This window comes from Synechococcus sp. ATX 2A4, assembly GCF_024346375.1.
In the GTDB taxonomy this organism is placed as follows: Bacteria; Cyanobacteriota; Cyanobacteriia; order PCC-6307; family Cyanobiaceae; genus MW101C3.
In genome coordinates this window covers 81,833-107,192 of the sequence record NZ_JAGQCV010000008.1, presented here as the reverse complement: position 1 = coordinate 107,192, position 25,360 = coordinate 81,833, and the positions used below count along the sequence as shown (strand labels likewise).

The window sequence follows — 25,360 nt, the reverse complement described above, 5'->3', positions numbered from 1 at the left end:
CACAGACCATGGAACCGAGGGAGAGCTCAATCGAGCAGTTCGCCGGTCTTGGTGAGGCGTCGCTTCTTGGTGCCGTCGGCTTGGATGGCGATGGCCACCCGGCTGGGGACGTTCTGGCTGGTGGAGAACACCATCACGTTGGAAGCATGCACGGAGGCTTCTTCCGTGACGATCCGGCCGGTTTCACCTTCCTGGGTGGGCTTCATGTGACGGGTGCGCAGGTTGATTCCCTGCACCACCACACGGTTCTCGTAAGGAAGGGTGCGCAGGACTTCACCGGTTTTTCCCTTGTCCTTGCCAGCGATCACCTTGACGGTGTCACCTTTGCGGATGCGCATCTTGATGCGCTTGGTGGGCCGTGGCTGGGGTGTTGCGGCGGCCATTTCAGATCACCTCCGGGGCGAGTGACACGATCTTGGTGAAGTTGCGCTCGCGCAGTTCACGGGCGACCGGACCGAACACACGCGTGCCCTTCGGGTTGTTGTCGTTGCCGAGGATCACGGCCGCGTTGTCGTCGAAGCGAATCGAGTTGCCCGTATCGCGGCGCAGTGTGGCGCGGGTGCGGACCACAACAGCCTTGACCACATCCGACTTCTTCACCCCCATGTTGGGCATGGCGTCTTTGACAGCGGCGACGATCACGTCACCGACGTGGGCGTAGCGGCGATTGGTGCCCAGCACACGGATGCACTGGATGCGCTTGGCGCCGCTGTTGTCAGCGACATTGAGGAAGGTTTCCTGCTGAATCATGGTGTGACCTCCTCAGCTTGCGCCAGATGGGGTGAGAACTTCCGCCACCGCCCAGCGCTTGGTGCGGCTGAGGGGACGGGTTTCGGTGATGCGGACGCGATCACCGACCCGACAACGGTTGTCTTCGTCGTGGGCCTTGTAGCGGGTGGTGCGGCTGACAGTCTTTTGATAGATGGGATGGGGGAAGCGGTTCTCCACCGCAACCACCACCGTTTTTTCCATCTTGTCGCTGACGACGGTGCCGACCCTTTCCTTGAGTGCCATGGGGTAGAGGGGGATCAGGAGGCGGAGGGAGCGGAGCGTTGCCGCTCCTGCTGCACCGTCAACAGCTGAGCCAGCTTGGTGCGGCTCTGCTTGAACAGGTGCGGTTGCTCCAGCCGGCGGGTGGCCCGCTGGAAGCGGAGGTTGAACAGTTCACGGCGGCAACCGCCGATCTGTTCGACCAATTCGGCATCGGTGAGGGTTCGCACCTCGGTAATGGCAGGACGTGCCATGTTCAGGACTCCAGGGCGAGAGAGGGTTCGGGGGAAGCGTCCTGCTCCTGGTCAGCCAAGGCGAGAAACTTCGTCTTGACCGGCAGCTTGTACTGCGCCAGGCGCATGGCCTCCTTGGCGATGGCCGGGGTGATTTCCGGCCCGCCCATCTCAAAGAGAATCCGGCCGGGTTTGATCACCGCCACCCAGAATTCCGGGTTGCCTTTACCGGAACCCATGCGGGTTTCAGCTGGGCGCATGGTGACCGGCTTGTCGGGGAAGATCCGGATCCAGACCTTTCCTCCCCGTTTGACATGGCGGGTCATCGCCCGACGGCTGGCTTCGATCTGGCGAGAAGTGATCCAGCCACATTCCTGTGCCTGGAGGGCAAACTCACCGAAGGCAATCGTGTTGCCCCGGGTGGCGACGCCGCGCATGCGGCCTCGCTGTTGTTTGCGGAATTTGACGCGTTTTGGACTCAGCATGGTTCAGGCCTCCTGATCACTCCTCGTTCGAGCGGTCTTCGAACTGTTGGGGCCGCCGGCTGCTCCGACGCCTGGGTGCTCCACCAGCGGGCAGTTGCTCCTTCTGCCCAGGAAGCACCTCTCCTTTGAACACCCACACCTTGATGCCCAGCACCCCGTAGGTGGTGGTGGCCACCTTGGTGGCGTAATCGATGTCGGCACGCAGTGTGTGCAGCGGAACGCGGCCTTCGCGGGTCCATTCCGTGCGGGCGATTTCGGCGCCATTAAGACGACCGCTCACCTGGATCTTCAGCCCGAGCACACCGGCCCGCTGGGCGCGTTGCACCGTCATCCGCATCACGCGGCGGAAGGCGACCCGCTTTTCCAGCTGCTGGGCGATGTATTCGGCCAGCAGATAGGCGTCAGCGTCGACCCGCTCCACCTCCACGACATTGATGCGCACTTGGCGCTGGCGGTCGCCGAGGGTGGTCTGGATGCCGGCACGAAGTTCCTCGATGCCGCTGCCTTGGCGGCCGACCAGCACGCCGGGGCGCGCTGTTTTCAGCTCCACTTCGAGCTGATCGGCCTTGCGGGCGATCAACACGTCGGAGATGCCGGCGCTGGCGTATTTCTTGTGGATGAAGCGGCGAATCCGATCGTCTTCCTGAAGAAGAATCGGATAGGTCTTGCTGGGTGCATACCAGCGGGATCGGTGGTCCTGGGTGATCCCCAGGCGCAATCCGGTTGGATGGATCTTGTGTCCCATCGGGCGGTGTCCTCGGGGGTCAGGCGGAAGTGGAAGCCACAGCAATGCTGATGTGGCAGGTTTGTTTCTTGATCGCGTAGGCCCGCCCCTGGGCGCGGGGACGGAATCGCTTCAGGGATGGACCCATGTCAGCGATGGCGGTGCTGATCACCAATGAAGCGGGATCAAGACCAAGGTTGTGTTCCGCATTGGCGACCGCCGAACGGAGCACCTTGGTGATCGGTCCGGTGGAGCGGTAGGGCATGAACTCGAGCAGGATCAGCGCTTCGCGGTAGGAGCGACCGCGGATCTGGTCGAGCACCCGACGCACCTTGGAAACGGATCCGCGGATGTAGCGGCCGTGGGCGCGGGCTTCTGAGCTGGGGGAAGGGTTGGCCATGGTGTGTCGCTCCTTAACGGGCACCTTTTTTGTCTTTGATGTGACCCCGGAAGGTGCGGGTGGGGGCGAATTCCCCCAGCTTGTGGCCCACCATCTGCTCGGTGACATACACCGGCACGTGGCTCTTGCCGTTGTGAACGGCAATGGTGTGGCCGATCATCATCGGCAGGATGGTGGAAGCCCGCGACCAGGTTTTGATCACGGTTTTGTCGCCAGCGCTGTTCTGCGCTTCGACCTTGCGCAGCAGGTGGTCGGCGACGAATGGTCCTTTTTTGAGTGAACGTCCCATGGCGGTTTAAGCAGACAGCAAAACAGTGTTGACCATCAGGAATCCCGTCCGCCACGGCTCCGTTTGGAGATGCGGCGACGTTTCCGCAGGACAAACCGATTGCTGGGTTTGTTCCGCTTCCGGGTTTTGAGGCCCAGGGCCGGTTTGCCCCAGGGGGTGACCGGGCCGGAGCGACCGATCGGTGCGCGGCCCTCACCACCACCGTGGGGGTGGTCGCAAGGGTTCATCACACTGCCGCGCACCTGGGGGCGGCGGCCCAGCCAGCGTTTGCGGCCGGCTTTGCCGAGGCTCGTGTTGCGAACTTCAGCGTTGCCGACCTCTCCGAGGGTGGCGTAGCACTCCCGACGGACCAGACGCACCTCGGTGGACGGCAGTTTGAGAGCGACGTAATCGCCTTCCTTCGCCATCACCTGGGCGCTGGCACCGGCGGTACGAACCATCTGGCCGCCACGTCCTGCATAGAGCTCGACGTTGTGGACGGCAGAACCCAGTGGAATCGACGAGAGCGGCAGGGCGTTGCCGGTTTCGATCGGTGCGCCGGGGCCGGAGACCACGGTTTGACCGACTTCGATGCCTGCGGGGGCAAGGATGTAGCGCTTCTCACCATCGGTGTAGAACAGCAGTGCCAGCCGCGCGTTGCGGTGCGGGTCGTAGTGGATGGCGGCCACGCGGGCCACCACGCCGTGTTTGTCGCGGCGGAAATCCACCATGCGATACAGGCGCTTGTGGCCACCGCCACGGTGGCGGCAGGTGATCACGCCCCGGTTGTTGCGACCTTTGCGGCGGTGCTTGGCCACCACCAGGCTGCGTTCGGGCTTGCGCTCGGTGACTTCGCTGAAGTCACTAGCGACCCGAGTACGGGTGCCGGGGGTGTAGGGACGGTAGTTGCGGATTGCCATAACGATTCAGAGCCCTCAGGCCTCGGGGAACAGCTGGATGGCATTGCCTGCGGCGAGCCGCACCACCGCCTTTTTCACCTGGGCGCGCTTGCCGGCGAAACGTCCGACCCGCCGGGCACGGCGAGGTGGATTCATGGTGCTCACACCGATGACACGAACATCAAAGAGATGCTCGACAGCGGCCTTGATGTCGGGCTTGGCAGCCCTGGGGTCTACCTCAAAGGTGTACTGGTTGAGTTCGAGAGCCCGGGTGGCTTTCTCGGTGATCAGCGGGCGCCGGATCACATCCGCCAGCCGGTTGGCGAAACGTTCAGTCATCTCCGTAGACCTCCTGGATCTTGGCGAGTGCTTCTTCGCTGAGCACCAGCTTCCTGGCGTTGAGCAAGTCGAAGACGTTCAGCTGATCGGCGGCGATCAGTTTCACGTTTTCGAGGTTGCGGACCGACAGGCGGACCACATCGGTGGGGGCATCGAGCACCAGCAGCACCTTGGTGCCGGCGGGGATGTCCCAGCGCTGCAGGGCAGCGACGATTTCGCGGGTTTTGGGCTGCTCAAGCGCGGCGCCGAAACCCTGCACCACCACCATGTCGGTGGCCCTGCTGATCAGGGCGGTGCGCAGCGCCAGACGACGTTCCTTGCGGTTCATCGCCAGGCTGTAGGTGCGGGGCTTAGGCCCGAACACCACGCCGCCGCCGGGGCGGAGCGGGGTGCGGATTGAGCCTTGGCGGGCGCGGCCCGTTCCTTTCTGCTTGTAGGGCTTGCGGCCACCTCCGCGCACCTCGGCGCGGGTGAGGCTGCAAGCCGTGCCTTGGCGGGCGTGGGCAAGCTGGCGCACCACCGCGCGCTGCAGCAGACCGCCTGCCGAGGCTTCCTTGGCGACCCTCAGGTCAAGGCTGGCCTTGCCGGCTTCCTTGCCTTGCCAATCACGAACGACACAGTTGACCATGGCTGACATCCTCAGTTCGCGACCTTGTCACCGACCCGCCGAGCGGGTCGGATGTTGAGCAGGGCGCCGGGCTTTCCGGGCACCGAACCCTTCACCACCAGCAGGTTGCGCTCGACATCCACCTTGAGAATGATGAGACCCTTGGTTGTGATCTGCTTGCCGCCGTAGCGGCCGGCCATCCGTTTGCCGGGGTAGACCCGACCGGGGGTGGTGCCGGCGCCGGTGGATCCGGGTTCGCGGTGGTTCTTGGAACCGTGCGTCATCGGACCGCGGCTGAAGCCGTGGCGCTTCTGGTAGCCACTGAAGCCGCGGCCGATCGTGTCACCGCTGACATCGACTTTCTGGCCAGGCTCGAAGCCTTCAACCGTGACCGTGGCACCGAGTTCGAGACCTTCGACAGAATCGAGCCGGTATTCGGTGAGGTGCCTCAGGGGCTCACTGCCCGACTTGGCCAGGTGACCTGCGGCCGGACGGTTGACGAGCTTCTCGCGAATGTCGCCAAAACCGATCTGAGCCGCGGTGTAACCGTCGGTGGCAGGGGTTTTGAGTTGGGTGATGCGGCAAGGGCCCGCCTCGATCACGGTGACCGGGATGGACTTGCCGTCGGGGGCGAAGAACTGGGACATGCCCAGTTTCTTGCCAAGGATGCCGATGGACATGGGGGGGAAAACGCCAGCAGGACCACGACCGAAGCCATCCGGAGATGACAGGCCGCCTGGAGGCTGAATCGATGAACGCGCTGGATCCCGTTGAAACGGAGCTTCCGGCCATGACCTGACGGGCAGGCAGTGCCGGGGGCTAGCGGTGGGCGAATTCAGCAGGCTGGGACTTTCCCGTCGGGCACGAAGCCGGATGACGGTGAGTTTCCCGTCGGCGGTGAAGCAGCGGAGCTGCTCGGCGCCGAACTGGCCGGGAGGATCCACCGACAGCGGTGGATCCGCGCAAGGTTCCGGAGGCCCGGCTAGCGGACGGGCGCAGAACACATGCACAAGAATCCACAGTACCGCATGATCTGACCCCCTATTCCCGAAAGCCTGCTGCCAGACTGCCTCCGTTCCTGGCGCTGCCGTCCATGCCGCTCCTGCTCACCGGCCGTCGCTTTCGGGAAGATCTGGAGAAGGCTGGTGCTCTTGCCCTCTATGCCCCTCTGGAAGGGGGCGCTGAGACGCGCCTGATGCGGCGCCTGCGTGCCGCTGGCTATCGCGCGCAGATGACCTCTGCCCGCGGTCTTGGCGACCCCGAAGTGTTCCTGCTTCAGTCCCACGGCATCCGTCCGCCGCACCTTGGCCATCACAGCGTTAGCAATGCCGCTGCCGTCGGCGACGTCCAGCAGGTGATGCCCCAGCTCGGCCCTTTGCTGGAAGGCACCAAGCCAATCCTGCTCTGGCTGCTGGAAGCCCAGGTGCTCTCTGCAGCTGAGCTCTCCGCCCTGTGCGGGCTCACCCAACGGGAACCACGTCTACGCATCGTGGCTGAGATGGGTGGCTCTCGCTCGCTGCGTTGGCGTCCGCTCGACCAGTGCCTTGCCGCCTGAGCAGGCCCTGCGCCGTGGCCATTGGGTCAAGTTGATCTGCGGTGCCAGCAACCAGGATCTGGCCGCGATCGTTGACCTCTGCGGCATCTATACGCTGGCGGGTGTTCAGGCGATCGATGTGGCGGCTGATCCAGCCGTGGTGGCGGCAGCCCGACGCGGCGTGGCCTGGGGGATGGAGCGCTCCACGGGCCACTCCGCCCCCTGGCTGATGCTGAGCCTCAGCGATGGGGCCGATCCGCACTTCCGCAAGGCCCGCTTCGATCCTGAGCACTGCCCGCCCACCTGTCCCCGTCCCTGTGCGCGGGTGTGCCCGGCCCTGGCCATCGGTGAGCGTGGCGGCGTGATCGCCGAGCGTTGCTATGGCTGCGGGCGTTGTCTACCGGCCTGCCCGCTCGGCCTGATCGATGCCAGGGAGCACGCCCTGCCGGCGGAGGCGGTGACCCCCCTGCTGGCGGCGCTGCGGCCCGATGCGGTGGAGATCCACACCCAGCCCGGCCGCGGCGTTGCTTTCGCCCAGCGCCTGGATCAGGTGCTGGCTGCCCATCTGCCGCTGCAGTATCTGTCTGTCAGTTGCGGCTTGGAAGCACCCGCCAGCGGCCGGGGGGAGGTGCTGGCTACCCGCGCGGAAGCTTCCGGCACGGATCGTTCAAGCGCGGAGCCTTCAGGCCTGGAACGGTTGGCCGCGGAGCTCTGGCAACGGTTTGCGCGCCTCCGTGTGGCAGGGCTGCGGCCGCTCTGGCAGCTCGATGGCCGGCCGATGAGCGGCGATGTGGGGGGCGGCACGGCCCATGCCGCGGTTCGGCTGCTGGCGGCGTTGCGGCCCTGGGCACCCCCGGGCCCCCTGCAGCTGGCGGGCGGCACCAACGGCCACACCCTGGAGCTCTTGCGTCGTCATGCGGGCTCTGCGGCTGCGGCACGGCGGCTCAGTGCTGGTGTGGCCTTCGGCGGGATGGCGCGCCGTCAGCTGCAGCCGCTGCTGCTCGAAGCCGAGCGGCGGGGCAGACGGCTGCTCGACGACGCGGACCTCTGGCCCGAGGCGCTGGCAAGGGCCCGGCAGCTGGTGGGCCCGTGGCTGGCCTCTTGATGGCTAGAACGGCAGTTCTGGAGTGATTGGCTATGCAAGCTCCCGACGCTGCCCCTCTCGCCCTCGCCCCTGCCGGCGCCTTCGCACCCCAGCGGGTGACCGACGATCTCGAAGCGCTGCTGGCGGTGCTCCCAGAGCGGGTGCGCGAGGCCTTTGCCGCCACTGGGAGCCGCGACCAGCTGCTTGAGGTGGTGCTCGATCTGGGCCGCTGCCCGGAGGCCCGCTACCCGGGGCGTGCCATCGCCCTCACCGACCAGCCGATCGACCGCTCGGACCTGGCGGCCGTGGTGGAGCGCGTCGGCCACTTCGGTGGTGATAACCGGGCGGGCATCGAGCGCACCCTGCACCGCATCAGCGCCATCCGCAACCGCACCGGCGATGTGGTGGGTCTCACCTGCCGGGTGGGCCGGGCCGTGTACGGCACGGTGGCCATGGTGCGGGATCTGCTGGATTCCGGTCAGTCGCTGCTGTTGATGGGGCGTCCTGGTGTCGGTAAGACCACGGCCCTGCGGGAGATCGCCCGGGTGCTGGCGGACGACCTGGAGCGCCGCGTGGTGGTGATCGACACCAGCAACGAGATCGCCGGTGACGGCGACATCCCCCACCCCGCCATCGGCCGGGCCCGACGCATGCAGGTGGCGCGTCCTGAGTTGCAGCATCAGGTGATGATCGAGGCGGTGGAGAACCACATGCCAGAGGTCATCGTGATCGATGAGATCGGCACATTGCTGGAGGCCCAGGCGGCCCGCACGATCGCCGAACGGGGGGTGCAGCTGGTGGCCACGGCCCATGGCAATGAGCTGGCCAACCTGATCAAGAACCCCACCCTCTGCGACCTGATCGGGGGCATTCAGTCGGTGACGCTCGGCGATGAGGAAGCCCGGCGGCGCGGCTCCCAGAAGACCGTGCTGGAGCGCTGCGCTGACCCCACCTTCCCGCTGGCGGTGGAGATGCACAGCCGCAGCCGCTGGCTGGTGCACCGCGACGTAGCCCGCACGGTGGATTTCCAGCTCAGGGGGCAGCCCGCCCGCCCCCAGGTGCGCGAATGCGATGCCTCCGGCCGGGTGCGGCTCGAGGACGGGGCCGCTCCCCCGGCCCCACCCCGTTTGACGTGCGCGGAGCTGTCAGCGCCCCGCCGCGAGCCGCGGCGGCCGGATCCGGCACCGCCGCTGGCGCCGGTGCCGCTGCCTGATCCTTCCCTGCCAGCGCCGCACCGGCGCCCTCTGGTGGAGCCGGCAGCCGCGACCCTCCGCCTGTTCAGCTGCGGCATCAGCGCTGCATTGATGGAGCAGGCGGTGCGCAGCCGCCACTATGCCGTTGAGCAGGTTGTTGATCTGGAGCAGGCGGATGCGGTGCTCACCGTGCGCAACCAGCTGGGCCAGGACCCGGAGGTGCGGCGGCAGGCCCAGCTCCATGGCGTGCCGATCCTGGTGATCAAGTCCGACAGCCTGCATCAGGTTCAACGGGGTCTGCAGCGGCTGCTGCTGCGGCGCCAGCCGGAAGGGGAGGCGCCGTTGCAGGTGCTCCCGGACGATGCCGCCGGCGCCATGGAGGAGTGCCGTCTGGCGGTGGAGCAGGTGGTCCTGCCCCGCGGCTGCCCCGTGGAGTTACTGCCTCGCAGCGCCCGCGTCCGCCAGATCCAGGCGGAGCAGGTGCGCCGCTATGGACTGCGCTGTGCCGAGTTCGGCACCGGCGGGGAGCTGCGGCTGCGGGTGTTCCCGCGCTGAGCGCTGCCGGCGCCCGCCGTGATCCCTGCCGGCACGGTGGGAGATTGACGAAGGACGGCTCGCTGTGGGTAACTATCTGGATCCCGGGCGTCGGGTGTTCCACTGCGTTGACGGCCTGCGGGCCTGCTCCCCGGACCACCCCACAACTGCGCGTTGGGCCGTCGCCAAGTGGTAAGGCAGCGGGTTTTGGTCCCGCCATTCCTAGGTTCGAATCCTAGCGGCCCAGTTTTGACACTCCTCTGAGCTCCCCCTGTGTCCTCCAGCCCCCTGCTGGTGTTCGATTTTGACGGGGTGCTGGTCGACGGCATGGCCGAGTACTGGTGGAGCGCCTGCCGGGCTGCTCTGCAGCTGCGCCCCGACCTGCACCTGCCTGCGTCGGCGCCGCCCGGTTTCGCCCAGCTGCGGCCCCTGATCCACAAGGGCTGGGAGATGGTGCTGCTGGCCGCTGAGCTGGGTCGCGACGACCACCGGCTCACGGACACCCTGGCCGACTACGACGGGGCCCTGGACTGCGCCCTGAAGCGCTGGGGGTGGCAGCCCTCCCAGCTTCAGGAGGCGCTGGAGCTGGTGCGCCGCGAGGCCATCGCCACCGACCGCAGCGCCTGGCTGGCGCTGCACCGCCCCTACCCCGGCGTGCCGCAGCGGCTGGAGGCCCTGAGCGGCGAGGGGGCCGACTGGGCGGTGCTCACCACCAAGGGGGCGGCCTTCGCCGCTGAGCTGCTCTCTGCCGAGGGGCTCCGGCCCTGGCAGCTCTTCGGCCATGAGCAGGGACCGAAACCGGAGGTGCTGCTGCAGTTGCGGTCGCTGAACAGGCCGATCTGGTTCATCGAAGACCGGCGCCCCACCCTGGAGCAGGTGCGGGCCACGCCGGGGTTGACCCCCGTGCGCTGTTTTCTGGTGTCGTGGGGGTATGTGCGCGCGGCCGATCTGATCGACCTGCCGCCAGGCATCGCCCTGCTCCGCCCGGAACGCTTTGCGGCCCCCTTGGCGACCTGGCCCTGATCCGCTAGCGTACGCCTGTACTAATTCCTGTCTGGCGCGCCGGCCTGATACGTCCACCCGATTTGGTGGCACCTGTGCCTTTGAGGCCGCAGGATGTCCCGCTTCGGACGTCTCGATCAGCGGCCTGTTCTCTCACCCACCGTTGACCATGCCTGCCGACCCCAAGAGCACTGATCTCAGGGCCGCCCATCCCCGCTCCGCCGCCGCCGGATCCTCGGCTGCCGCCCTTGGTTCCGCCGCCGCCGCCCGCGACAAGGCCCTTGATCTCGTGCTCGGTCAGATCGAGCGCAACTTCGGCAAGGGTTCAATCATGCGCCTCGGGGATGCCTCCCGCATGCGGGTTGAAACCGTTTCCACCGGTGCGCTCACCCTCGATCTTGCCCTCGGCGGTGGCTATCCCAAGGGCCGGGTGGTGGAGATCTACGGCCCCGAGAGCTCAGGGAAAACCACGCTCACGCTGCATGCGATCGCCGAAGCCCAGCGCCGTGGTGGCGTGGCAGCCTTCGTTGACGCCGAACATGCCCTGGATCCGGTCTACGCGGCGGCCCTCGGGGTCGATGTGGAGAATCTGCTGGTGTCCCAGCCGGACACCGGCGAAATGGCGCTGGAGATCGTCGATCAGTTGGTGCGTTCTGCGGCCGTCGACATCGTTGTGGTCGACTCGGTGGCAGCGCTCACCCCACGGGCGGAAATCGAAGGGGAGATGGGCGATCTGGCAGTGGGAAGCCAGGCCCGTCTGATGAGCCAGGCCATGCGCAAGATCACCGGCAACATCGGCAAATCGGGCTGCACGGTGATCTTCCTGAACCAGTTGCGCCAGAAGATCGGGGTGACCTACGGCAACCCGGAAACCACCACGGGAGGCAATGCCCTCAAGTTCTATGCCTCGGTTCGCCTCGACATCCGCCGCATTCAGACCCTCAAGCGCGGCACCGAGGAGTACGGCATCCGGGCCAAGGTGAAGGTGGCCAAGAACAAGGTGGCGCCCCCCTTCCGCATCGCTGAGTTCGACATCCTCTTCGGCCGCGGCATCAGCACCCTGGGCTGCGTGCTGGATCTGGCCGAGGAAACGGCCGTGGTGGTCCGCAAGGGTGCCTGGTACAGCTACGAGGGCGACAACATCGGCCAGGGGCGTGACAACACCATCACCTGGCTGGAGCAGAACCCCGCCCAGAAGGAGGCGATCGAAGCGATCGTGCGCCGCAAACTCACCGAAGGGGCCGATGTGATGGCCAATTCCGTGAAGTCGCTGGCGGCCAAGTCGGCTGCGGCTGAACCGGACGGCTCCGACGCTGATGACGCCGAAGTGGAGGAGGCCGGCCTGGCTGCGCGCTGAGCGCAGACCCAGCACCAGGGCAGCTGGGAGAGGAATTGAGACGGAATCAGGCCATCAGTAGCAAGCCTGGCCGCTGTCGGAACCTTCCGGCTCTTTCCCTGTCAGGTGATCGGCTCGTCCCTGTGTGGCTGGCCCGCTCAGGGCATCAGCCACACAGGGACGAGCCGATCAACCCACCAATTCATCGAGGGGTTGGGATGTTGTGCTGATCAGCACAGGCTGTCGTTGGTTCGGTGCAACTAGCACATTGGCGTCGGCTGGAACCTGTTGCAGGAAGGCTGTCACCCGTTGCAGTTCCTGAATGGCATCGGCCCCGTCCAGCCGCACCAGTTCATGGCCGTTGCGCGATTCCACCCAGCTGATGCCGCAGTCAGACACCAGGAAGCGGATGGTGTGGGTGTCACCCAGATCGGCCACGAATGAAGCGCCTTGTCGTTCCTGGCCGTCTCCGCAGACGTAGCAAGTGGCCACCAGCCCTTTGCGCTGCAGGCTGTTGGCAAGAGCCTGAAGGCTCATGACGAGATCCTGAGCCAGCGAGCGGTATTGCTCAGCCAGACGGGTAAACATCACGGAGAACCGTTGAACCGCTCGATCATAAGGTTTTCTTCCAATTGTTGCGACCATTCATGCTGCCGCGTCAGCAGGTGGTGACGACTGCGGCGCTCAGCAGGCAGAGCTGGGGGCTCCGCCAGTGCAGCTGTGGCGGCCAGCAGATGGTGATCAGCAGCAGATGACTATCAGACCAATGTCAGGGGGTGTCGGACAGTTGCCACCAGCCGGCGGCCGGGCCGATGAAGCGCACGGACACCCAGAACAGCACCAAGCCGCCGATGCCCACCCAGGCGCCGCGGGTGCTGAGCTTCACGAAGCGGTCGGCCTGGTCGCGAGTGAGCGGAAACCATTCCACCAGGCGTGGTGAGGTGTCCTTGGCTGCGGATGCCTTTGCCTTCTGGCGTGGTGGCAGGCCTTGTTGTGCCCTCCGTCTTGCTTCACCCATGGCTGGTCTGTCCCCGCTGCGGCTCAGCGTAGAGGTGGCTTCCAACGGTGCCGGCGGCAGGCGGCTCAGCCCGGCAGCAGGCGATTCAGAGCCACCCAGGGTTCCAGGGCGCGCAACACCTGACGCCCCCAGCTGCGGCTGCGGACCCGGCCATCCAGCACGGCCAGTCGCCCCGCCCCGCCTCGCCTGAGGCTGGCCAGGCCGCGCTGTAGACGATCGAGCGCTTCAGGAAGGAGCAGTTCGCGGAACCAGTCGCGCCCCTGCTGCCGCAGCCGCATCACCCGGGCGGCAGTGAGTGGGTCTTCCAGGCTGGCGATCGGCAGCGGACCGACCACCACCTGGCAGGGCACCGGCAATCGCTCCTGATGCTCCAGCCACCAGTTCCAGCCACAGCAGATCACACCATTGCTCTCCGGTGCCGTGTCCTGATGGCACACCCTCGTGCCGAATTCAGCCGCCAGCGCAGCCGCCAGTGGCAGGCGCAGGCCGGCATCGTCAACGAGCACGATCGTGAGGCCGGCCTGGCCCAGCACCAGACGACGGCAGTGATCGAGCAGGTGCTCGCCGTACTGGGGGCTGTTGGGCAGGGGCTGGCGCAGGGGCGCATAGAGCGGCAAGGGGTCGGATAGGGGCGGATCGGCCAGATCCACGCTCACCAGGGGGGTGAACCCCGTCAGCTGCACCGGTGCCCCGCGCTGGCCCACCAGCACCAAGGCCCGGCCATCGAGCAGCCCCGGCATCACCTCCAGTGGTTCCAGCGGCACCCGGTGAAGCTCCCACTGCAGCAGCTGGCGATCCACCGTGGCCCAGCTCGTCCAGCCCGGGCCGCTGGCGGCCATCCACTCGGGCCATGGACTTGGCAGTGGCCCGAGCAGGGGCAGCAGTTGCCGCAGTGGCGCTTCGTCTTCGGGTGGCAGGGGCACCTGGGCCGAGGGTGTGCCTGGATGGCTGAGGATCCGGCGGCCGAGCCGCTGGTGCAGCTCCAGCAGGCTCGTGTCCGCCGCCGGCAGGCTGAGGCGGATCTGGTCCCAGTGCTGGGGAGCGAGCCGCTGATCCAGCGCAGTGCGAAGCCGTGCTTCAAGGATCTCCTCCTCGGGAATCACCAGGTGGCGATCTCCGAGGCTGCCGCCCCGCCAGGCCTTCACCAGCTGATGATGATTCATCAGCCAGAGGGTGGTGTCGTGGGGAGGCGACTCCCCTTCCCAGCAGGGCAGCGTGAGCCCAGCGGCCCGCAGCCGGGGCAGCTCCACCTGCAGCAGGCGCCGCCGCATCGGCTCGCTCACCACCAGCACCAACGGTGCCGCCGCCAGGGCCATCGGCACGAGCAGCGCCACCAGCCAGCCCGGATCGCTGCCCGGGGCGAGCTGCAGGCAGCAATGATCGCCGCGCCGCAGGCTGCGCCCCACCACCCGGCTGAGCGTGAGGTGATGCGGCCAGCCCACGCCACCCTCCTGCCGCAGGAGTTGCTTGAGCTGCTGGTGGGCGCGGGCTTCCAACATGCGCGAATCGTAGGAAGCTGCTCCGAGCGGACCGTGGCAGCGATGACAGCCCAGACGATGCACCCCGATCAAACGACGGGGGTGGTGGGGCTGGTGGGGCTGGGCCTGATCGGCGGCTCCCTCGGCCTCGATCTGAGCGCCCGCGGCTGGGATGTGCGGGGGCTGGTGCGGCGGGAGAGCACGGCGGCGCGGGCCCGCCAGCGCGGGCTGGCCGGCCGGGTCAGCACCGATCCCGCCGTGCTGGCCGGTTGCCAGCTGGTGGTGCTGGCACTGCCGCTCGATCAGCTGCTGGCGCCGGACCCGGCGTTGCTGGCTGCCCTGCCGCCGGAAGCGGTGATCACCGATGTGGGCTCGGTCAAGGCGCCCGTGCTGCGGACCTGGCAGGGGATCGTGCCCCGTTTTGTGGCCAGCCACCCGATGGCCGGCACCGCCGAGGCCGGGGTGGAAGCGGGGGTGCGCCATCTGTTCCGTGGACGCCCCTGGGTGGTGACGCCCACGCCGGACACCGACCCGGCGGCTCTGGAGGCCGTGCGCGGCCTCTCGGATGCCGTGGAGGCCCGTTTTCTCCTGTGCGACCCCAAGGCCCACGACCGCGCAGTGGCGCTGATTTCCCACCTGCCGGTGCTGGTGGGTGCCGCTCTTCTGCAAGCGGCGGATCGGGGCGTGGCGGCGGCGCCGGCCTCTGGCGACGGGTCAGCCGGCGACGGGGGCGTGGACGCAGATGCCAGGGCTCTGGTGCGTGCGCTGGCCTCCAGTGGCTTTGCCGACACCACACGGGTGGGGGGCGGCAACCCGGAACTGGGTGCCCTGATGGCCCGTTGCAACCGGGAGCAGGTGCTGGCGGCCCTGACCTCCTACCGGCGATCATTCGATCAGCTGGAGGGCTTGCTGCAGGAGGAGCGCTGGGCCGATCTGCACGAGGCGCTGGCGGCCGGCCAGCGCCTGCGGCCGGAGTTTCTCTAAGCCGCCATCCCCCGCCGTGCCAGCAGTTGCCGGCTCACCATCTGCGCCGACAGGCTCACGCCCGCGGTGCCTTCGCCGGGATAGATGGCATCGCCGCAGAGCCAGAAGCCAGGCAAGGGGGTGCGGCTGGCCAGCCCGAAGGGGCCGAAGCGGGAGGGATGCTGGCCCAGCCCGCCCACGAACCCGAAGGGCCGCCCGGTCCAGCGGGCGAAGCTGCGTGGTGTGGACAGTTCCGCGTGGCGGTAGTGCGCCGGCGTGAGCCCGAGCAACCGGCTCAGCCCCGCCTGAAGCCCCGCCATCGCCGTCTGTTTGCGGGAGCGGTGAGCCAATGCGTCGCCCTCGAACCAGGGCCGGGCCGGGGTGAACACGCTGGCGATCACGGTGGCCTCCCCCGCCGGCGCCCGGCCATCTCCCTCACGGCTCACCGACACGAACAGGGAGCCAGGGTCGGCCCAGTCGAGCTGCAGGTGGGCCGGGCAGTCGGCCGGCAGTGCGCTGCGCTCCACCGCCGCGTACAACACCAGCGCGCCACTGGGATCCTCCAAGTGCCGCAGCCGGGCTCCATATCCAGCCGGCAACGCATCTGCTGGCAACAGGTCCGGCAAGGCCTGGGGGGGAAGGCTGCAGACCAGCTCACGGGCGAGCAACTGCCAGTGGCTGCCGCCTGGGCCTGTGCCTCGCACCGTCCAGCCCTCGCCGTGCTGCTGTAGCTCACTCACCCGGTGCCGCAAGCGCAACCTGCCGCCGGCGCGCGCCAACCCCAGCTCCAGCGCGTCGCTCAGCGCCTGCATCGAGGGCGCCAGATGGAACAGGCCAAGGGGTGCCTGAGCCATTGACAACACGCTGGCGCCATAGAGCGCGGCGGTGCGGTGGGCCGGCTCCTGGGAGTAGAGGCGCAGCTGCAGATCGAGAAACCGCCGCAGCCGCGCGTCGCTGGCGCAGCCCGTGAGCCGCAGCAGATCGGCGACCGTGCTCCCCACCAGCACCCCGCTGGCCAGATTGGCGGGGCGCAGCGCCCCCAGCAGCTGGCCCAGGTCCCAGGGGCTGCGGGGCGGCAGCACCGGCCCCCGCCCCGCGAAGCCCCAGTTGGCCTGGTGAATCGCTTCGCACAGCCCCCAGAAGCGCTCTGAACCCGGGAAGTGCCGCTGCCGTTCCTGCCGCCAGCGCTCGGGATCACGCCAGAGCCGCACCGCCGGCTGGCCATCGGCCAGATCCACAACGCAGCCGGGGTCAAGGGGGGTGGCAACCGGCGCCTCCACCCCCAGCTGCTCGAAGATCCGCGCGTGAATGCCGCCCGGCTCCAGGCCGGCCACCTGGGTGGCCCCCACATCGAACACATAGCCCTGGCGGCGGAAGGTGCCGGCGCAGCCACCGCTCTGGTGATGGGCTTCGAGCAGCTGCACATCCAGGCCCTGCCGCGCCAGCAGGGCCGCTGCCGTGAGGCCGGCGATGCCAGCGCCGAGCACGGCCACGTCGCAGCTGCCTGTGGCCGTGCCGGCCTCTGCGCCCACCTTCGCGGCCCCGCCAGTGAAGAGCCGGCATGCTGGCAGTGGTGACGGGGTGGCCGTGGCACACGATTCGCTGGCGGCCTGGGTGCAGCAGGTGCTTCAGGCGCCGTTGCTAGCTCGCCAGCCAGTGGGGGGCGGCTGCATCCACCACGCCTGGCAGTTGCAGCTCGCCGACGGCCGCCGCTTCTTCGCCAAAACCAATGGCGCTGCGGCGTTGCCGATGCTTCAGGCCGAAGCGGCCGGCCTCAAGGCCCTGGCGGCCGCCACTGATGCCGACCTGGTGGTGCCGCGGCCCCTGCATTGCGGGCTGGTGGAGGGGGAAGCGGTGCTGGTGTTGCCATGGCTGACGCTGGCGCATGGCGGCACCTCGCAGGCCTGGAGCGACTTCGGAGCTGGTCTTGCGCGCCTGCACCGGCGCAGCGCCGCCGGCCAGCCCCAGCGGTTCGGCTGGTCCCACGACAACTTCATCGGGACGAACCCCCAGCGCAACGGTTGGCAGGACCGCTGGGGGCGCTTCTTCGCCGAGCGGCGCTTGGGCGTGCAGCTGAAGCTGGCGGCGGCGAAGGGCAAACAGCTACGCGGCGGGAAGCAGCTGCTGGCAGATCTGCCCGGCTGGCTCGACGCCCACGACCCTGATCCCTGCCTCGTGCATGGCGATCTGTGGAGCGGCAATGCCGCGCTGCTGCAGGATCCACCGCTGCCGGCCCTGTTTGATCCGGCCGTCTACCGCGGCGACCGGGAAGTGGACCTGGCTATGGCGCGGATGTTCGGCGGTTTCCCGGCGGACTTCTTTCTGGGCTACGGGCGCGAATGGCAATTGCCAGCAGGTGACGTGCGCCGGCGGCACGTATATGACCTGTACCACCTGCTCAATCACGCCAACCTGTTCGGTGGCGGCTACTGGAGGCAGGCTCAGGAGTTAATCGACCGGCTGCTCTAAGCCTCAGCCCAGGTATTCCTGCCGCAGAGTACGGAGGCGTTCCAGCACGACGGAGCGCTTTTCGCTGGTGGTGAGATTCTTCCAACTCCAGGTGCCCACCACCACCAGGCCCAGCAGCTCCAGCAGGCCGGGAACCACGGGCAGCAGGTTGATCGTGTCGAGCACCCCTTTGATCAGGATTTGGGCCACGATCACGGCCAGCAGGATGCCGAGTGCTTTGCCGGCCTTGCCGGCCTGGTTCCAGTCCACCTGCTCAAGGGTCTGGTTCACCTTGGTAAGGATCTCGCCGTAGCGGGAGTTGAAGCTCGCCCCGGAGTCACTGCTCTCGGCAGCGGGCACATGGCTGCTGGTCTCCACGTCCTGCTCGGTGATTGTTTCGGACATCAAAGGAGCGGGGTTTGGTGATGGCCCATAACGTATCGGTATGGGTGGCTCTTGGCCAGAACAGCTGCTGATCGATCGGCGCGCCCTGACGTTGCTTGAGGCGATCGTGCGAGCGGCCCACCCCCGGGAGGGCTGCGCTCTGCTGATCGGCTCGGGCCCGTCGGGCATGGGTCTTGCAGACCGCGGCTGGTTGGTCTGCACGGTGTGGCCCTGCCTAAATGTGTGGGAACCGGAACAGGAGCGGCATCGGCGTTTCGCCCTGGATCCGCGTGAGCACCTGCAGGCGCAGAAGTGGGCGCGCAGTCGCGGCCTGGCGGTGATTGGCGCGGCGCACAGCCATCCCGCCAGCGCGGCGGTGCCTTCGGCGCTTGATCTGGAGCTGGCGGTGCCCCCCACGGTGTTGCTGATCGCCTCAGGCCTGCACCACGAACTGCGGGGCTGGTGGCTGACGGAAGCCGGCGGTGGCACCGAGGTCCAGCCGCTGCCGCTGCTCCTGGCCTCGGATGGTGAGGCAAGGCCCGGGTGTTTGGGAGACTGAAGCACGTGCCGCCCGAGCGGCTGTTCTGGCCACCGGCCTTTCGCCCATGCTTCCTCCCGACACCACCGGCGTCCAGCTCACACCCGATGAGGTGGCCCGCTTCTCACGCCACCTGATCCTGCCCGAGGTGGGCATGGAAGGACAGAAGCGCCTCAAAGCCTCCTCGGTGCTCTGCGTGGGCACAGGTGGCCTTGGTTCCCCCTTGCTGCTCTATCTGGCCGCCGCAGGCGTCGGCCGTCTCGGCATCGTTGATTTCGATGTGGTGGACAGCAGCAACCTGCAGCGCCAGGTGATTCACGGCACCAGCTGGGTGGGCAAGCCGAAGATCGAATCGGCACGGCACCGCATCCATGAAATCAACCCCCACTGCCAGGTTGATCTCTACGAAACGGCGCTCACCAGCGAGAACGCGCTCGAGATCATCGCCCCCTACGACGTGATCTGCGATGGAACCGATAACTTCCCAACCCGTTATCTGGTGAACGACGCCTGCGTGCTGCTCGACAAGCCCAACGTCTACGGCTCGATCTTCCGCTTCGAGGGCCAGGCCACGGTGTTCAACTACCAGGGCGGGCCGAACTACCGCGATCTGTTCCCCGAGCCGCCACCGCCTGGCATGGTGCCGTCCTGCGCCGAAGGCGGAGTGGTGGGTGTGCTTCCGGGCATCATCGGCATGATCCAGGCCACTGAAGCGGTGAAGATCATCGTGGGCATCGGCACCACACTCAGCGGTCGTCTGATGTTGTTCGATGCTCTGAAGATGACTTTCCGGGAACTGAAGCTGCGCCCCAGCCCTGAGCGTCCGGTGATCGACAAACTGATCGATTATCAGGAGTTTTGTGGAGTCGGCGGCTCAGCGCCCGGCCAGGAGGAAGCCGGCAGTGTGCCATCTGTGAGCGTGCAGGAGCTCAAGGCCTTGCTCGACAGCCAGCCCACCGATCTGCTGCTGCTCGATGTGCGCAACCCGCCGGAGGCGGAGATCGCCGTGATGCCTGGTGGGGTGCTGGTTCCCCTCGATCAGATCGAAAGCGGGGAGGCCATTGAGCAGGTGCGCGAGCTGGCTGCGGGCAAACGTTTGTATGTGCACTGCAAGCTCGGCGGCCGTTCGGCCAAAGCCCTGATCGCGCTCAAGCGGCACGGCATTGAGGGCGTCAACGTGACAGGAGGCATCAAGGCCTGGAGCGAGGAGGTCGATCCTTCCGTTCCGCTCTACTGATCTCCACATGCCCCCGGAGGGAAGGGCGGCATTGACGGAGCGTGAGCGTTCCAGCCGGCGGCAGGAGGAGAGGCGCCTGCTGCAACTTGAGGAGCAGTTCGTTCCTTTCCTGCTGCTGACCCTGCTGCCGGTGTTCCTGATGCCGGTGGCCTCGATCAGCGCGGTGGGCCTCGCCCAACTGCTGATGCCAGTGATGGTGTCGCTGCTGGTGTTCCAATCGATCCGGCTGTTGCCGGCGATCCGGCATTCTTCTTCGCAGCTGCTGCGGGTTCAGCTCTACCGCCTGCTCGGCCTGTTAGCGGCCTTCGGCACTTGGGTGCCGCTGCTGGCCGGGGGCTGGCCGAACCGGGAGGTGCGGGTGGTGGCGCTGCTCGTGCTCACGGTCTTCTTCCTCTCCACAACGGTGCGATTCGTGCTGGTGCTGGCCCGGGTGCCGCGGGTGAATCTGAAGGTGCTGGCCGGCGCGGCGGCGGGCTACGTGCATCTGGGCCTCACCGGTGGAATCCTGGCCACGGCCATTCAGGTGATTCACCCGGGCAGTTTCAACCTGGGAGTTGAAGCGCACAACGACTTCCTGCTCGACCGGCTCACCTATTTCAGCTTCGTCACCTTGGGCGGGCTTGGCTATGGCGATGTATTGCCCGGTAATCCCTTGGGCGAACGGTTGGCGATTCTGCTCAGTCTCTGCAGCACGTTGTATGTGTCCTTGTTGGTGGGCCTGTTGCTCGGCCGCTTCATCGCCAACCGGGAGGTGGATCTGATCGAAGAGGAGATTGAGGAGGGGCGCCTGCCCCTGCCGCTCGATGCCAACAGGAGCAGAAACGAATGATCGAAAATGCTTGTGCTTGTGCAGAAGCCGTTGCGTAGAAACGTCTGTGGGGGAATGAATCGATGGAGAAGCTTGCGCAGGAATGGATTGCTTAAATGGGAGATGGGCAGGATCGCTTTAATCAGTCATTGGTCAATAGTCGACGCCGCGCTTGAGATCCACACCGCGCTCGGCGTAGTGCTTGTGGCAGACCATCTCTGAATGAACGCTGGCCAGATCGAAATAGGCCGGTGGATTCTTGCAACGTCCGGTGATGATCACTTCGGTTTCAGCCGGCTTGCGCAGCAGGGTCTGAACGATCGGCTCCACCGGCAGCAACTCCAGATCCACGGTGGGATTCAGTTCATCGAGGATCACAGTTTTGTAGAGGCCGCTGGCGATCGCTGCCCGGGCGATCTCCCAGGCCCGCTCCGCTTCCACGTAATCGATCGGTTGCTGCTGGCCGCGCCAAACGATCGCATCGCGGCCTGAGCGCAGGTGATCCACCAGATGGGGATAGCTTTCGCGCAACGCGGCGATGGCGGCATCTTCGGTGTAACCGGTGCCGCCTTTGAGCCATTGGAGGATCAGCACCCGGTGGCTTTTGTCCTGGCTGATGCCACGGCCGATCGCCTGCAGCGCCTTGCCCAGGGCGCTGGTGGATTTGCCCTTGCCCTCGCCGGTGTAGATCTCGATTCCGGTGAGCCGGCCGCCCTGATCCTCGTGGTGATGGGCCCGCATCTCTGAATGCAGATCGGCCAGTTGCACCAGTTGGGCCGGTGCCCCCCGGCCGGTGACGATCACTTCCATCCCCGCCGGTTTGTCCGCCAGGGTGCGCACCACCTCGCTCGTCTCCAGCAGACCCAGGTCGAGCACCGGGTTGAGCTCATCGAGCACCACCACGGAATAGAGCGCGCTGGCGATGGCCCCTTTGGCGATGTCCCAGCCGCGCTGCGCTTCCTGCCGGTCGAAGGCCGTGGCTTCGCCAGCGGTGAAGAAATCGCCGCGGCCGGTGCGCACCTGATCGATCAGGTGGGGGAAGCCCTGCTGCAGCGCTTCGATGGCCGCGTCCTCGTCGTAGGCGCGCCCCGGGCCTTTCAAAAAGCGCAGCAGCAGCACCCGTGTGCGTTTCTGCTCGCAGATTCCCAGGCCGATGGTCCTTAACACCACCCCGAGGGCTGCCTGGCTTTTCCCTTTTCCTTCGCCGTCGTAGACGTGCAACTGGCCGTGGCTGCGCTCACTGCTACCTGCGGCCGTGCGGATCCCGATGCCCCGGCCGTTGCTTGTGGTCGCTGCCATGGCCCCGGCTTCTACGATCAGATGCTAACGATCGGCAGTGACTGGAATGTCTTCACCAGCACTGCCGTTTCAGGTGGGCCAGGGCGCCACTGCTCCTGCCCTGCACCGCCAGCTGGAGGCCCTGCCGGCCGATCTGGGCATCCTGCTGGAGCGGTTGCGCGCTCGGCTGCAGGGTTTTGGCGCTGTGGTGGTGGCCTATTCCGGTGGGGTGGACAGCGCCTTGGTGGCAGCGGTGGCGGCCGAACAGCTGGGCGATGCGGCCCTGGCCGTGACGGGTGTTTCCCCTGCCCTGGCCCCCCATCTGCTCCAGGAGGCACGCCAGCAGGCGGCCTGGATGGGCATCCGTCACCAGGAGGTGGCCACCGCTGAATTGCAGGATCCTGCCTACTTCCGCAACCCTGCCAACCGCTGCTACGCCTGCAAGAAGGAGCTGCACGGGGTGCTGGCGGATCGGATCGCCGCCGGCAGCGGCCTGCAGGTGGTCGATGGCGTCAACCTCGACGACCTCGGCGATCATCGCCCGGGGATCGAGGCCGCCCGGGAGCATGGGGTGATCTCACCGCTCGCGGAACTCGGCATCGACAAGGCGGCTGTGCGGCAGATCTCGCGTGCGCTCGGTTTCCCCTGGTGGGACAAACCTGCCCAGCCGTGCCTCTCCTCCAGGTTCCCCTACGGCGAGCCGATCACGGCACAGCGCCTTGAACGCCTGGCGCGCGCCGAAGACTGGTTGCGCCGCCAGGGGGTGCGCGAGTTGCGGGTGCGGGTGCAGGGGGAGACGGCCCGGATCGAGGTGCCCGCCGATCAGCTCGACTCCTTTTTGATCCGGCTGCCGCGGCAGGAATTGGTGGACACGTTCCTGGGCCTGGGATTCACCGCCGTGAGCCTGGACCTGGAAGGTCTGGTGAGCGGCAAGTTGAACCGCCAGTTGCCAGGTGCACCAATGGAACGGAGCTGAGGGGTGTCAACCCATGGGACGTTCAGTCCATGGGACGTTGAGTGGTCAGAGAGAGGCCAAGCAATGGCAAGACAACGGCCTGAAAACTGCCGAGAGCAATGGCCAGACATTGAAAAAGGTGGGCAAGGCACTTGAACGCCCGCCCACCTTGGCCCGATAGACGTGCACCCGCCTGGATCAGACGGCGGGTACGGGTTCGCGGATTCCGTCGGCGATCGAAGCGGGGGTTTCGCGCCGGAAGCTCTTCAACTTCCGCCGGGTGGCACCGAGTTCCTTGCCAAGGACATCACAGGCCCGCTCCGGCATGGTGTGATCCCCGCAGGTGAACACATCGACGGCGGCGTAACCGGATTCCGGCCACGTGTGGATCGAGATGTGGGATTCGGCCAGAAGAGCAAGCCCCGTAACGCCCTGCGGTTCGAACCGATGGGTGATGAGGTTCAGGAGAGTGGCGCCAGCACGTTTCGCTGCTGTCGTGATGGCGGTCCTGAGGAAGGCTTCGTCGTCGAGCTTCTGCGGGTTGCAGTCGTAGAGCTCGAGAATGCAGTGTTTGCCCACCATGGTTTCAGGTGAGCTGGCCACGGGTTCAGCCGGGGCAGGGGACGTGGGGTGCTTAGGGCTCTTGAGGCTTTGGGCTCCGTTCCATCCCGGGTTGGGGTGGAGGCAGGGCAGGGTCTGGGTCATCGAATCTGTACAAACAGCAATGCATCCTAGTGCCCAGTTCAAGGGGAAGACCGGATCGCCCCTGCTTCGATCCCCAACCGCTGGGAGCCTGCGGCCCATCGATCGCTGAAACCTTCCAGGTGGGTGGCGCTCACCAGGCACTGATGCGCCTCGCCCACGGCTTCAAGCAGCACCTGCTGGCGGGTGGGGTCGAGCTCGGCAAGCACGTCGTCGAGCAGCAGCAGGGGCGGCTCGCCGCAGAGTTGCTGCACCAGCTCCAGCTCGGCCAGCTTCAGCGCCAGAACAAGGGTTCGCTGCTGGCCGGCCGAGCCGAAGCGGCGTGCCGGCTGATCGCCGAGCAACAGGCCCACCTCGTCGCGGTGCGGCCCCACCTGGCACTGGCCCAGCCGACGTTCCTCCAGGCGCTGACGCTGGAGCTGCTCGATCAGGGCGTCCCGCCATGGGGCCTCCTCCTCCTCCCCCTCCAGCACGCTGCCGGGTTGGTAGCGCAGCTCCAGCTGTTCCCGGCCTCCGCTCAGCCGGGCCTGCCAGGCGGCCGCGAGTGGTTGCAGGCGCGTCAGCGCGCGCCGCCGCCGCCGGTGCAGACGGGTTCCCACCACCGCCATCTGCAGGTCGAAGGCATCAAGCAGGGCCTCCTGCTCCGTCCCGGGCAGGCCCCCGCGCCAGAGGCGACTGCGCTGCCGCAGCAAGCGGGCGTAGCGGCTCAGCAATTCGGTATAGACGGGCTCGAGCTGCAGCACCACCCGGTCGAGCCATTGGCGCCGCAGGGACGGTTCGCCGCGAACCAGGTGCAGGTCAAGGGCGCTGAAGCCGACGCAGCGCAGCGGACCGATCAGATCGTGCTGGCGGCTCAGGGTCTTGCCGTTGCGCCGTGCCGTGCGTCCGCCCCGCTGGCGCAGTTCCAGTTCCAGGGCGTCACTGGCGCTGGCCGCGCCATGGCTGGTTGCCGTTGCCAGCTCACGGCAGAAGCCGCGCACGCTGGCGTGGCTTTCGCCGTGCTGGATCAGGTCGAGGTCGCTGCCGGTGCGATGCGAGCGCAGGCTGCCGAGCAGCTCCACCGCTTCCAGCAGGTTCGACTTGCCTTCGCCATTGGCTCCGATCACCAACAGCCGTGGGGCTTCGATCTCCAGCTCCAGCTGGGCGTAATTGCGGAAATGCAGCAGCTCCAGGCGATGCAGCCGAATGGGTCTGGGGCGGCTTGCGGCTAAGATAGGCCGAGTGGTGAAGGCATTGTCTTCCCATCAAGGTCGCCAGGCATTGCCTGTCCACCCACGTGATCCGGCCCACTGCGCCGTACACGGGCATGTAGCTCAGCTGGATAGAGCATCAGATTCCGGTTCTGAGGGTCGGGGGTTCGAATCCCTCCATGCTCGCTTCATTCATTTCTCCCCTCTTCATTGTCTGCTGTCACTCAGCCGTTGGCTGTGGTGATCACCCCTCGCTGGCGGGGGCGGAGGCTTCCTCCTTGAGGCCCAGGCCCATGGCACGGATGCCACCGGGATCCACCAGGAAGCCATAGCGGCGCAGGGCTGGCAGGGCTTCCGGTGGTGCCGCCACCGAGATGCTGCAACCACTTAGCTCACGGCGCAGGCGGGAGAGAGCGGCATGCACCAACACGGTGAGCACCGCTTGCTGCTGTTCGTCGCCGGGGGCGGCGGCCAGGTCCCAGAGGTTGGCGTTCAGCGCCTGATCACTGGTGGCACGCACGAAGCCCACCAGCTCTCCGGCGGCGTTGCGCACACTCAGCTGCCAGGAACTGCGCAGGAGCACCTGGGCCAGCTTGGCCTCACTGCGCTGCGGCTCGCCGCAGGCCATGAGCAGGCGGTTCAGCTCACCGGGATGGGGGGAAGGTTCACTCTCCAGGACATACCCATCAGGGAGACGCGGCACGGCCGGTTGGTTGCGAAACGGGATCAAGCA

The 25,360-nt window shown here is 66.9% G+C and carries 32 protein-coding genes and 2 tRNA genes; 13 read left to right on the top strand and 21 right to left on the bottom strand.

What is annotated here, in order from left to right; translation table 11 throughout:
* Positions 1 to 26: 26 nt before the first annotated feature.
* From rplX to rplC, 12 genes are read right to left on the bottom strand one after another with little or no spacing between them, the layout of a single operon-like run.
* A complete protein-coding gene (rplX, locus tag KBY97_RS09415) occupies positions 27 to 383 on the bottom strand; it encodes a 50S ribosomal protein L24 (RefSeq protein WP_255146576.1) in 357 nt (118 codons plus the stop codon).
* A 1-nt stretch (position 384) separates the two neighbouring features.
* Positions 385 to 750, bottom strand: a complete 366-nt coding sequence (rplN, locus tag KBY97_RS09410) for a 50S ribosomal protein L14 (RefSeq protein ID WP_094514267.1) — start codon at positions 748 to 750, stop codon at positions 385 to 387.
* Positions 751 to 762: 12 nt separating this feature from the next.
* On the bottom strand, positions 763 to 1,014 hold the full coding sequence (gene rpsQ / locus KBY97_RS09405; RefSeq protein WP_094514265.1) for a 30S ribosomal protein S17: 252 nt from the start codon (positions 1,012 to 1,014) through the stop codon (positions 763 to 765).
* A gap of 14 nt (positions 1,015 to 1,028) precedes the next feature.
* Complete coding sequence (rpmC, locus tag KBY97_RS09400) at positions 1,029 to 1,244, bottom strand: 50S ribosomal protein L29 (protein WP_255146575.1); 216 nt, start codon at positions 1,242 to 1,244, stop codon at positions 1,029 to 1,031.
* A gap of 2 nt (positions 1,245 to 1,246) precedes the next feature.
* Complete coding sequence (rplP, locus tag KBY97_RS09395; protein WP_255146574.1) at positions 1,247 to 1,708, bottom strand: 50S ribosomal protein L16; 462 nt, start codon at positions 1,706 to 1,708, stop codon at positions 1,247 to 1,249.
* 16 nt (positions 1,709 to 1,724) lie between these two features.
* Positions 1,725 to 2,453, bottom strand: coding sequence for a 30S ribosomal protein S3 (rpsC, locus tag KBY97_RS09390; protein WP_094514258.1), 729 nt, complete (start codon positions 2,451 to 2,453; stop codon positions 1,725 to 1,727).
* A 19-nt stretch (positions 2,454 to 2,472) separates the two neighbouring features.
* Complete coding sequence (rplV, locus tag KBY97_RS09385) at positions 2,473 to 2,832, bottom strand: 50S ribosomal protein L22 (protein WP_094514255.1); 360 nt, start codon at positions 2,830 to 2,832, stop codon at positions 2,473 to 2,475.
* A gap of 13 nt (positions 2,833 to 2,845) precedes the next feature.
* Complete coding sequence (gene rpsS / locus KBY97_RS09380; RefSeq protein WP_006173352.1) at positions 2,846 to 3,121, bottom strand: 30S ribosomal protein S19; 276 nt, start codon at positions 3,119 to 3,121, stop codon at positions 2,846 to 2,848.
* Positions 3,122 to 3,156: 35 nt separating this feature from the next.
* Positions 3,157 to 4,020: a 50S ribosomal protein L2 gene (gene rplB, locus KBY97_RS09375; RefSeq protein WP_255146573.1), complete on the bottom strand. Its 864-nt coding sequence runs from the start codon at positions 4,018 to 4,020 to the stop codon at positions 3,157 to 3,159.
* 15 nt (positions 4,021 to 4,035) lie between these two features.
* Complete coding sequence (locus KBY97_RS09370) at positions 4,036 to 4,338, bottom strand: 50S ribosomal protein L23 (protein WP_094514247.1); 303 nt, start codon at positions 4,336 to 4,338, stop codon at positions 4,036 to 4,038.
* The gene (gene rplD / locus KBY97_RS09365) at positions 4,331 to 4,966 is read right to left on the bottom strand and encodes a 50S ribosomal protein L4 (protein WP_255146572.1); all 636 of its coding nucleotides are present in this window, start codon (positions 4,964 to 4,966) and stop codon (positions 4,331 to 4,333) included. Before rplD ends, KBY97_RS09370 begins: the two co-directional genes overlap by 8 nt.
* Before the next feature lie 11 nt (positions 4,967 to 4,977).
* Positions 4,978 to 5,625: a 50S ribosomal protein L3 gene (gene rplC, locus KBY97_RS09360; RefSeq protein ID WP_255146571.1), complete on the bottom strand. Its 648-nt coding sequence runs from the start codon at positions 5,623 to 5,625 to the stop codon at positions 4,978 to 4,980.
* A 413-nt stretch (positions 5,626 to 6,038) separates the two neighbouring features.
* On the opposite strand from rplC, the gene KBY97_RS09355 reads away from it, so the two are divergent.
* From KBY97_RS09355 to recA, 6 genes are all read left to right on the top strand, one after another.
* Positions 6,039 to 6,500, top strand: coding sequence for an NAD(P)H-quinone oxidoreductase subunit N (locus KBY97_RS09355; protein ID WP_255146570.1), 462 nt, complete (start codon positions 6,039 to 6,041; stop codon positions 6,498 to 6,500).
* Positions 6,490 to 7,584 (top strand): LdpA C-terminal domain-containing domain, encoded by a 1,095-nt coding sequence (locus tag KBY97_RS09350; RefSeq protein ID WP_255146569.1) that lies wholly within the window; start codon positions 6,490 to 6,492, stop codon positions 7,582 to 7,584. The genes KBY97_RS09355 and KBY97_RS09350 overlap by 11 nt, the downstream gene beginning before the upstream one ends.
* A gap of 32 nt (positions 7,585 to 7,616) precedes the next feature.
* On the top strand, positions 7,617 to 9,311 hold the full coding sequence (locus KBY97_RS09345) for an AAA family ATPase (RefSeq protein WP_255146568.1): 1,695 nt from the start codon (positions 7,617 to 7,619) through the stop codon (positions 9,309 to 9,311).
* Between the two features lie 154 nt (positions 9,312 to 9,465).
* Positions 9,466 to 9,537, top strand: a tRNA-Gln gene (locus KBY97_RS09340).
* A 26-nt stretch (positions 9,538 to 9,563) separates the two neighbouring features.
* Positions 9,564 to 10,313, top strand: a complete 750-nt coding sequence (locus tag KBY97_RS09335) for an HAD family hydrolase (RefSeq protein WP_255146567.1) — start codon at positions 9,564 to 9,566, stop codon at positions 10,311 to 10,313.
* 148 nt (positions 10,314 to 10,461) lie between these two features.
* Entirely contained in the window at positions 10,462 to 11,649 is a 1,188-nt protein-coding gene (gene recA, locus KBY97_RS09330) for a recombinase RecA (protein WP_255146637.1), read from the top strand.
* Between the two features lie 168 nt (positions 11,650 to 11,817).
* On the opposite strand, the gene KBY97_RS09325 is transcribed toward recA, so the two are convergent.
* The 3 genes from KBY97_RS09325 to KBY97_RS09315 all read right to left on the bottom strand — a co-directional run bounded on the left by KBY97_RS09325 (position 11,818) and on the right by KBY97_RS09315 (position 14,145).
* On the bottom strand, positions 11,818 to 12,216 hold the full coding sequence (locus tag KBY97_RS09325; protein WP_255146636.1) for a DUF1815 family protein: 399 nt from the start codon (positions 12,214 to 12,216) through the stop codon (positions 11,818 to 11,820).
* Positions 12,217 to 12,397: 181 nt separating this feature from the next.
* Positions 12,398 to 12,646 (bottom strand): DUF2839 domain-containing protein, encoded by a 249-nt coding sequence (locus tag KBY97_RS09320; protein ID WP_255146635.1) that lies wholly within the window; start codon positions 12,644 to 12,646, stop codon positions 12,398 to 12,400.
* A 65-nt stretch (positions 12,647 to 12,711) separates the two neighbouring features.
* Entirely contained in the window at positions 12,712 to 14,145 is a 1,434-nt protein-coding gene (locus KBY97_RS09315; protein WP_255146566.1) for a helicase, read from the bottom strand.
* A 42-nt stretch (positions 14,146 to 14,187) separates the two neighbouring features.
* Here KBY97_RS09315 and KBY97_RS09310 point away from each other — a divergent pair, with 42 nt between their 5' ends.
* Positions 14,188 to 15,108: a prephenate/arogenate dehydrogenase gene (locus KBY97_RS09310; protein ID WP_255146565.1), complete on the top strand. Its 921-nt coding sequence runs from the start codon at positions 14,188 to 14,190 to the stop codon at positions 15,106 to 15,108.
* Here KBY97_RS09310 and crtD read toward each other — a convergent pair.
* Entirely contained in the window at positions 15,105 to 16,619 is a 1,515-nt protein-coding gene (crtD, locus tag KBY97_RS09305) for a C-3',4' desaturase CrtD (protein ID WP_255146564.1), read from the bottom strand. The genes KBY97_RS09310 and crtD overlap by 4 nt on opposite strands.
* Here crtD and KBY97_RS09300 point away from each other — a divergent pair.
* On the top strand, positions 16,600 to 17,556 hold the full coding sequence (locus KBY97_RS09300) for a fructosamine kinase family protein (protein ID WP_255146563.1): 957 nt from the start codon (positions 16,600 to 16,602) through the stop codon (positions 17,554 to 17,556). The two genes, crtD and KBY97_RS09300, sit on opposite strands and share 20 nt — an antisense overlap.
* A gap of 3 nt (positions 17,557 to 17,559) precedes the next feature.
* On the opposite strand, the gene KBY97_RS09295 is transcribed toward KBY97_RS09300, so the two are convergent.
* Positions 17,560 to 17,940 (bottom strand): CAAD domain-containing protein, encoded by a 381-nt coding sequence (locus KBY97_RS09295; protein WP_255146562.1) that lies wholly within the window; start codon positions 17,938 to 17,940, stop codon positions 17,560 to 17,562.
* Between the two features lie 40 nt (positions 17,941 to 17,980).
* On the opposite strand from KBY97_RS09295, the gene KBY97_RS09290 reads away from it, so the two are divergent.
* The 3 genes from KBY97_RS09290 to KBY97_RS09280 are packed head-to-tail and all read left to right on the top strand — an operon-like array spanning position 17,981 to position 20,523.
* Positions 17,981 to 18,478, top strand: coding sequence for a M67 family metallopeptidase (locus KBY97_RS09290; RefSeq protein ID WP_255146561.1), 498 nt, complete (start codon positions 17,981 to 17,983; stop codon positions 18,476 to 18,478).
* A gap of 46 nt (positions 18,479 to 18,524) precedes the next feature.
* Positions 18,525 to 19,694, top strand: a complete 1,170-nt coding sequence (gene moeB / locus KBY97_RS09285; RefSeq protein WP_255146560.1) for a molybdopterin-synthase adenylyltransferase MoeB — start codon at positions 18,525 to 18,527, stop codon at positions 19,692 to 19,694.
* Between the two features lie 7 nt (positions 19,695 to 19,701).
* A complete protein-coding gene (locus KBY97_RS09280; protein WP_255146559.1) occupies positions 19,702 to 20,523 on the top strand; it encodes an ion channel in 822 nt (273 codons plus the stop codon).
* A gap of 132 nt (positions 20,524 to 20,655) precedes the next feature.
* On the opposite strand, the gene KBY97_RS09275 is transcribed toward KBY97_RS09280, so the two are convergent.
* Positions 20,656 to 21,801, bottom strand: a complete 1,146-nt coding sequence (locus KBY97_RS09275; protein ID WP_255146558.1) for a cob(I)yrinic acid a,c-diamide adenosyltransferase — start codon at positions 21,799 to 21,801, stop codon at positions 20,656 to 20,658.
* A gap of 46 nt (positions 21,802 to 21,847) precedes the next feature.
* Here KBY97_RS09275 and larE point away from each other — a divergent pair, with 46 nt between their 5' ends.
* Positions 21,848 to 22,756: an ATP-dependent sacrificial sulfur transferase LarE gene (gene larE / locus KBY97_RS09270; RefSeq protein ID WP_255146557.1), complete on the top strand. Its 909-nt coding sequence runs from the start codon at positions 21,848 to 21,850 to the stop codon at positions 22,754 to 22,756.
* A gap of 177 nt (positions 22,757 to 22,933) precedes the next feature.
* Here larE and speD read toward each other — a convergent pair whose 3' ends face one another.
* Entirely contained in the window at positions 22,934 to 23,440 is a 507-nt protein-coding gene (gene speD / locus KBY97_RS09265; RefSeq protein ID WP_255146556.1) for an adenosylmethionine decarboxylase, read from the bottom strand.
* Between the two features lie 38 nt (positions 23,441 to 23,478).
* Positions 23,479 to 24,603: a DNA replication/repair protein RecF gene (gene recF / locus KBY97_RS09260; protein WP_399217598.1), complete on the bottom strand. Its 1,125-nt coding sequence runs from the start codon at positions 24,601 to 24,603 to the stop codon at positions 23,479 to 23,481.
* 136 nt (positions 24,604 to 24,739) lie between these two features.
* Between recF and KBY97_RS09255 the strand changes: the two genes are divergently transcribed.
* Positions 24,740 to 24,813, top strand: a tRNA-Arg gene (locus tag KBY97_RS09255).
* Between the two features lie 58 nt (positions 24,814 to 24,871).
* Here the strand turns inward: KBY97_RS09255 and KBY97_RS09250 are convergent.
* The gene (locus KBY97_RS09250) at positions 24,872 to 25,357 is read right to left on the bottom strand and encodes an N-acetyltransferase (protein ID WP_255146555.1); all 486 of its coding nucleotides are present in this window, start codon (positions 25,355 to 25,357) and stop codon (positions 24,872 to 24,874) included.
* Positions 25,358 to 25,360 lie beyond the last annotated feature (3 nt).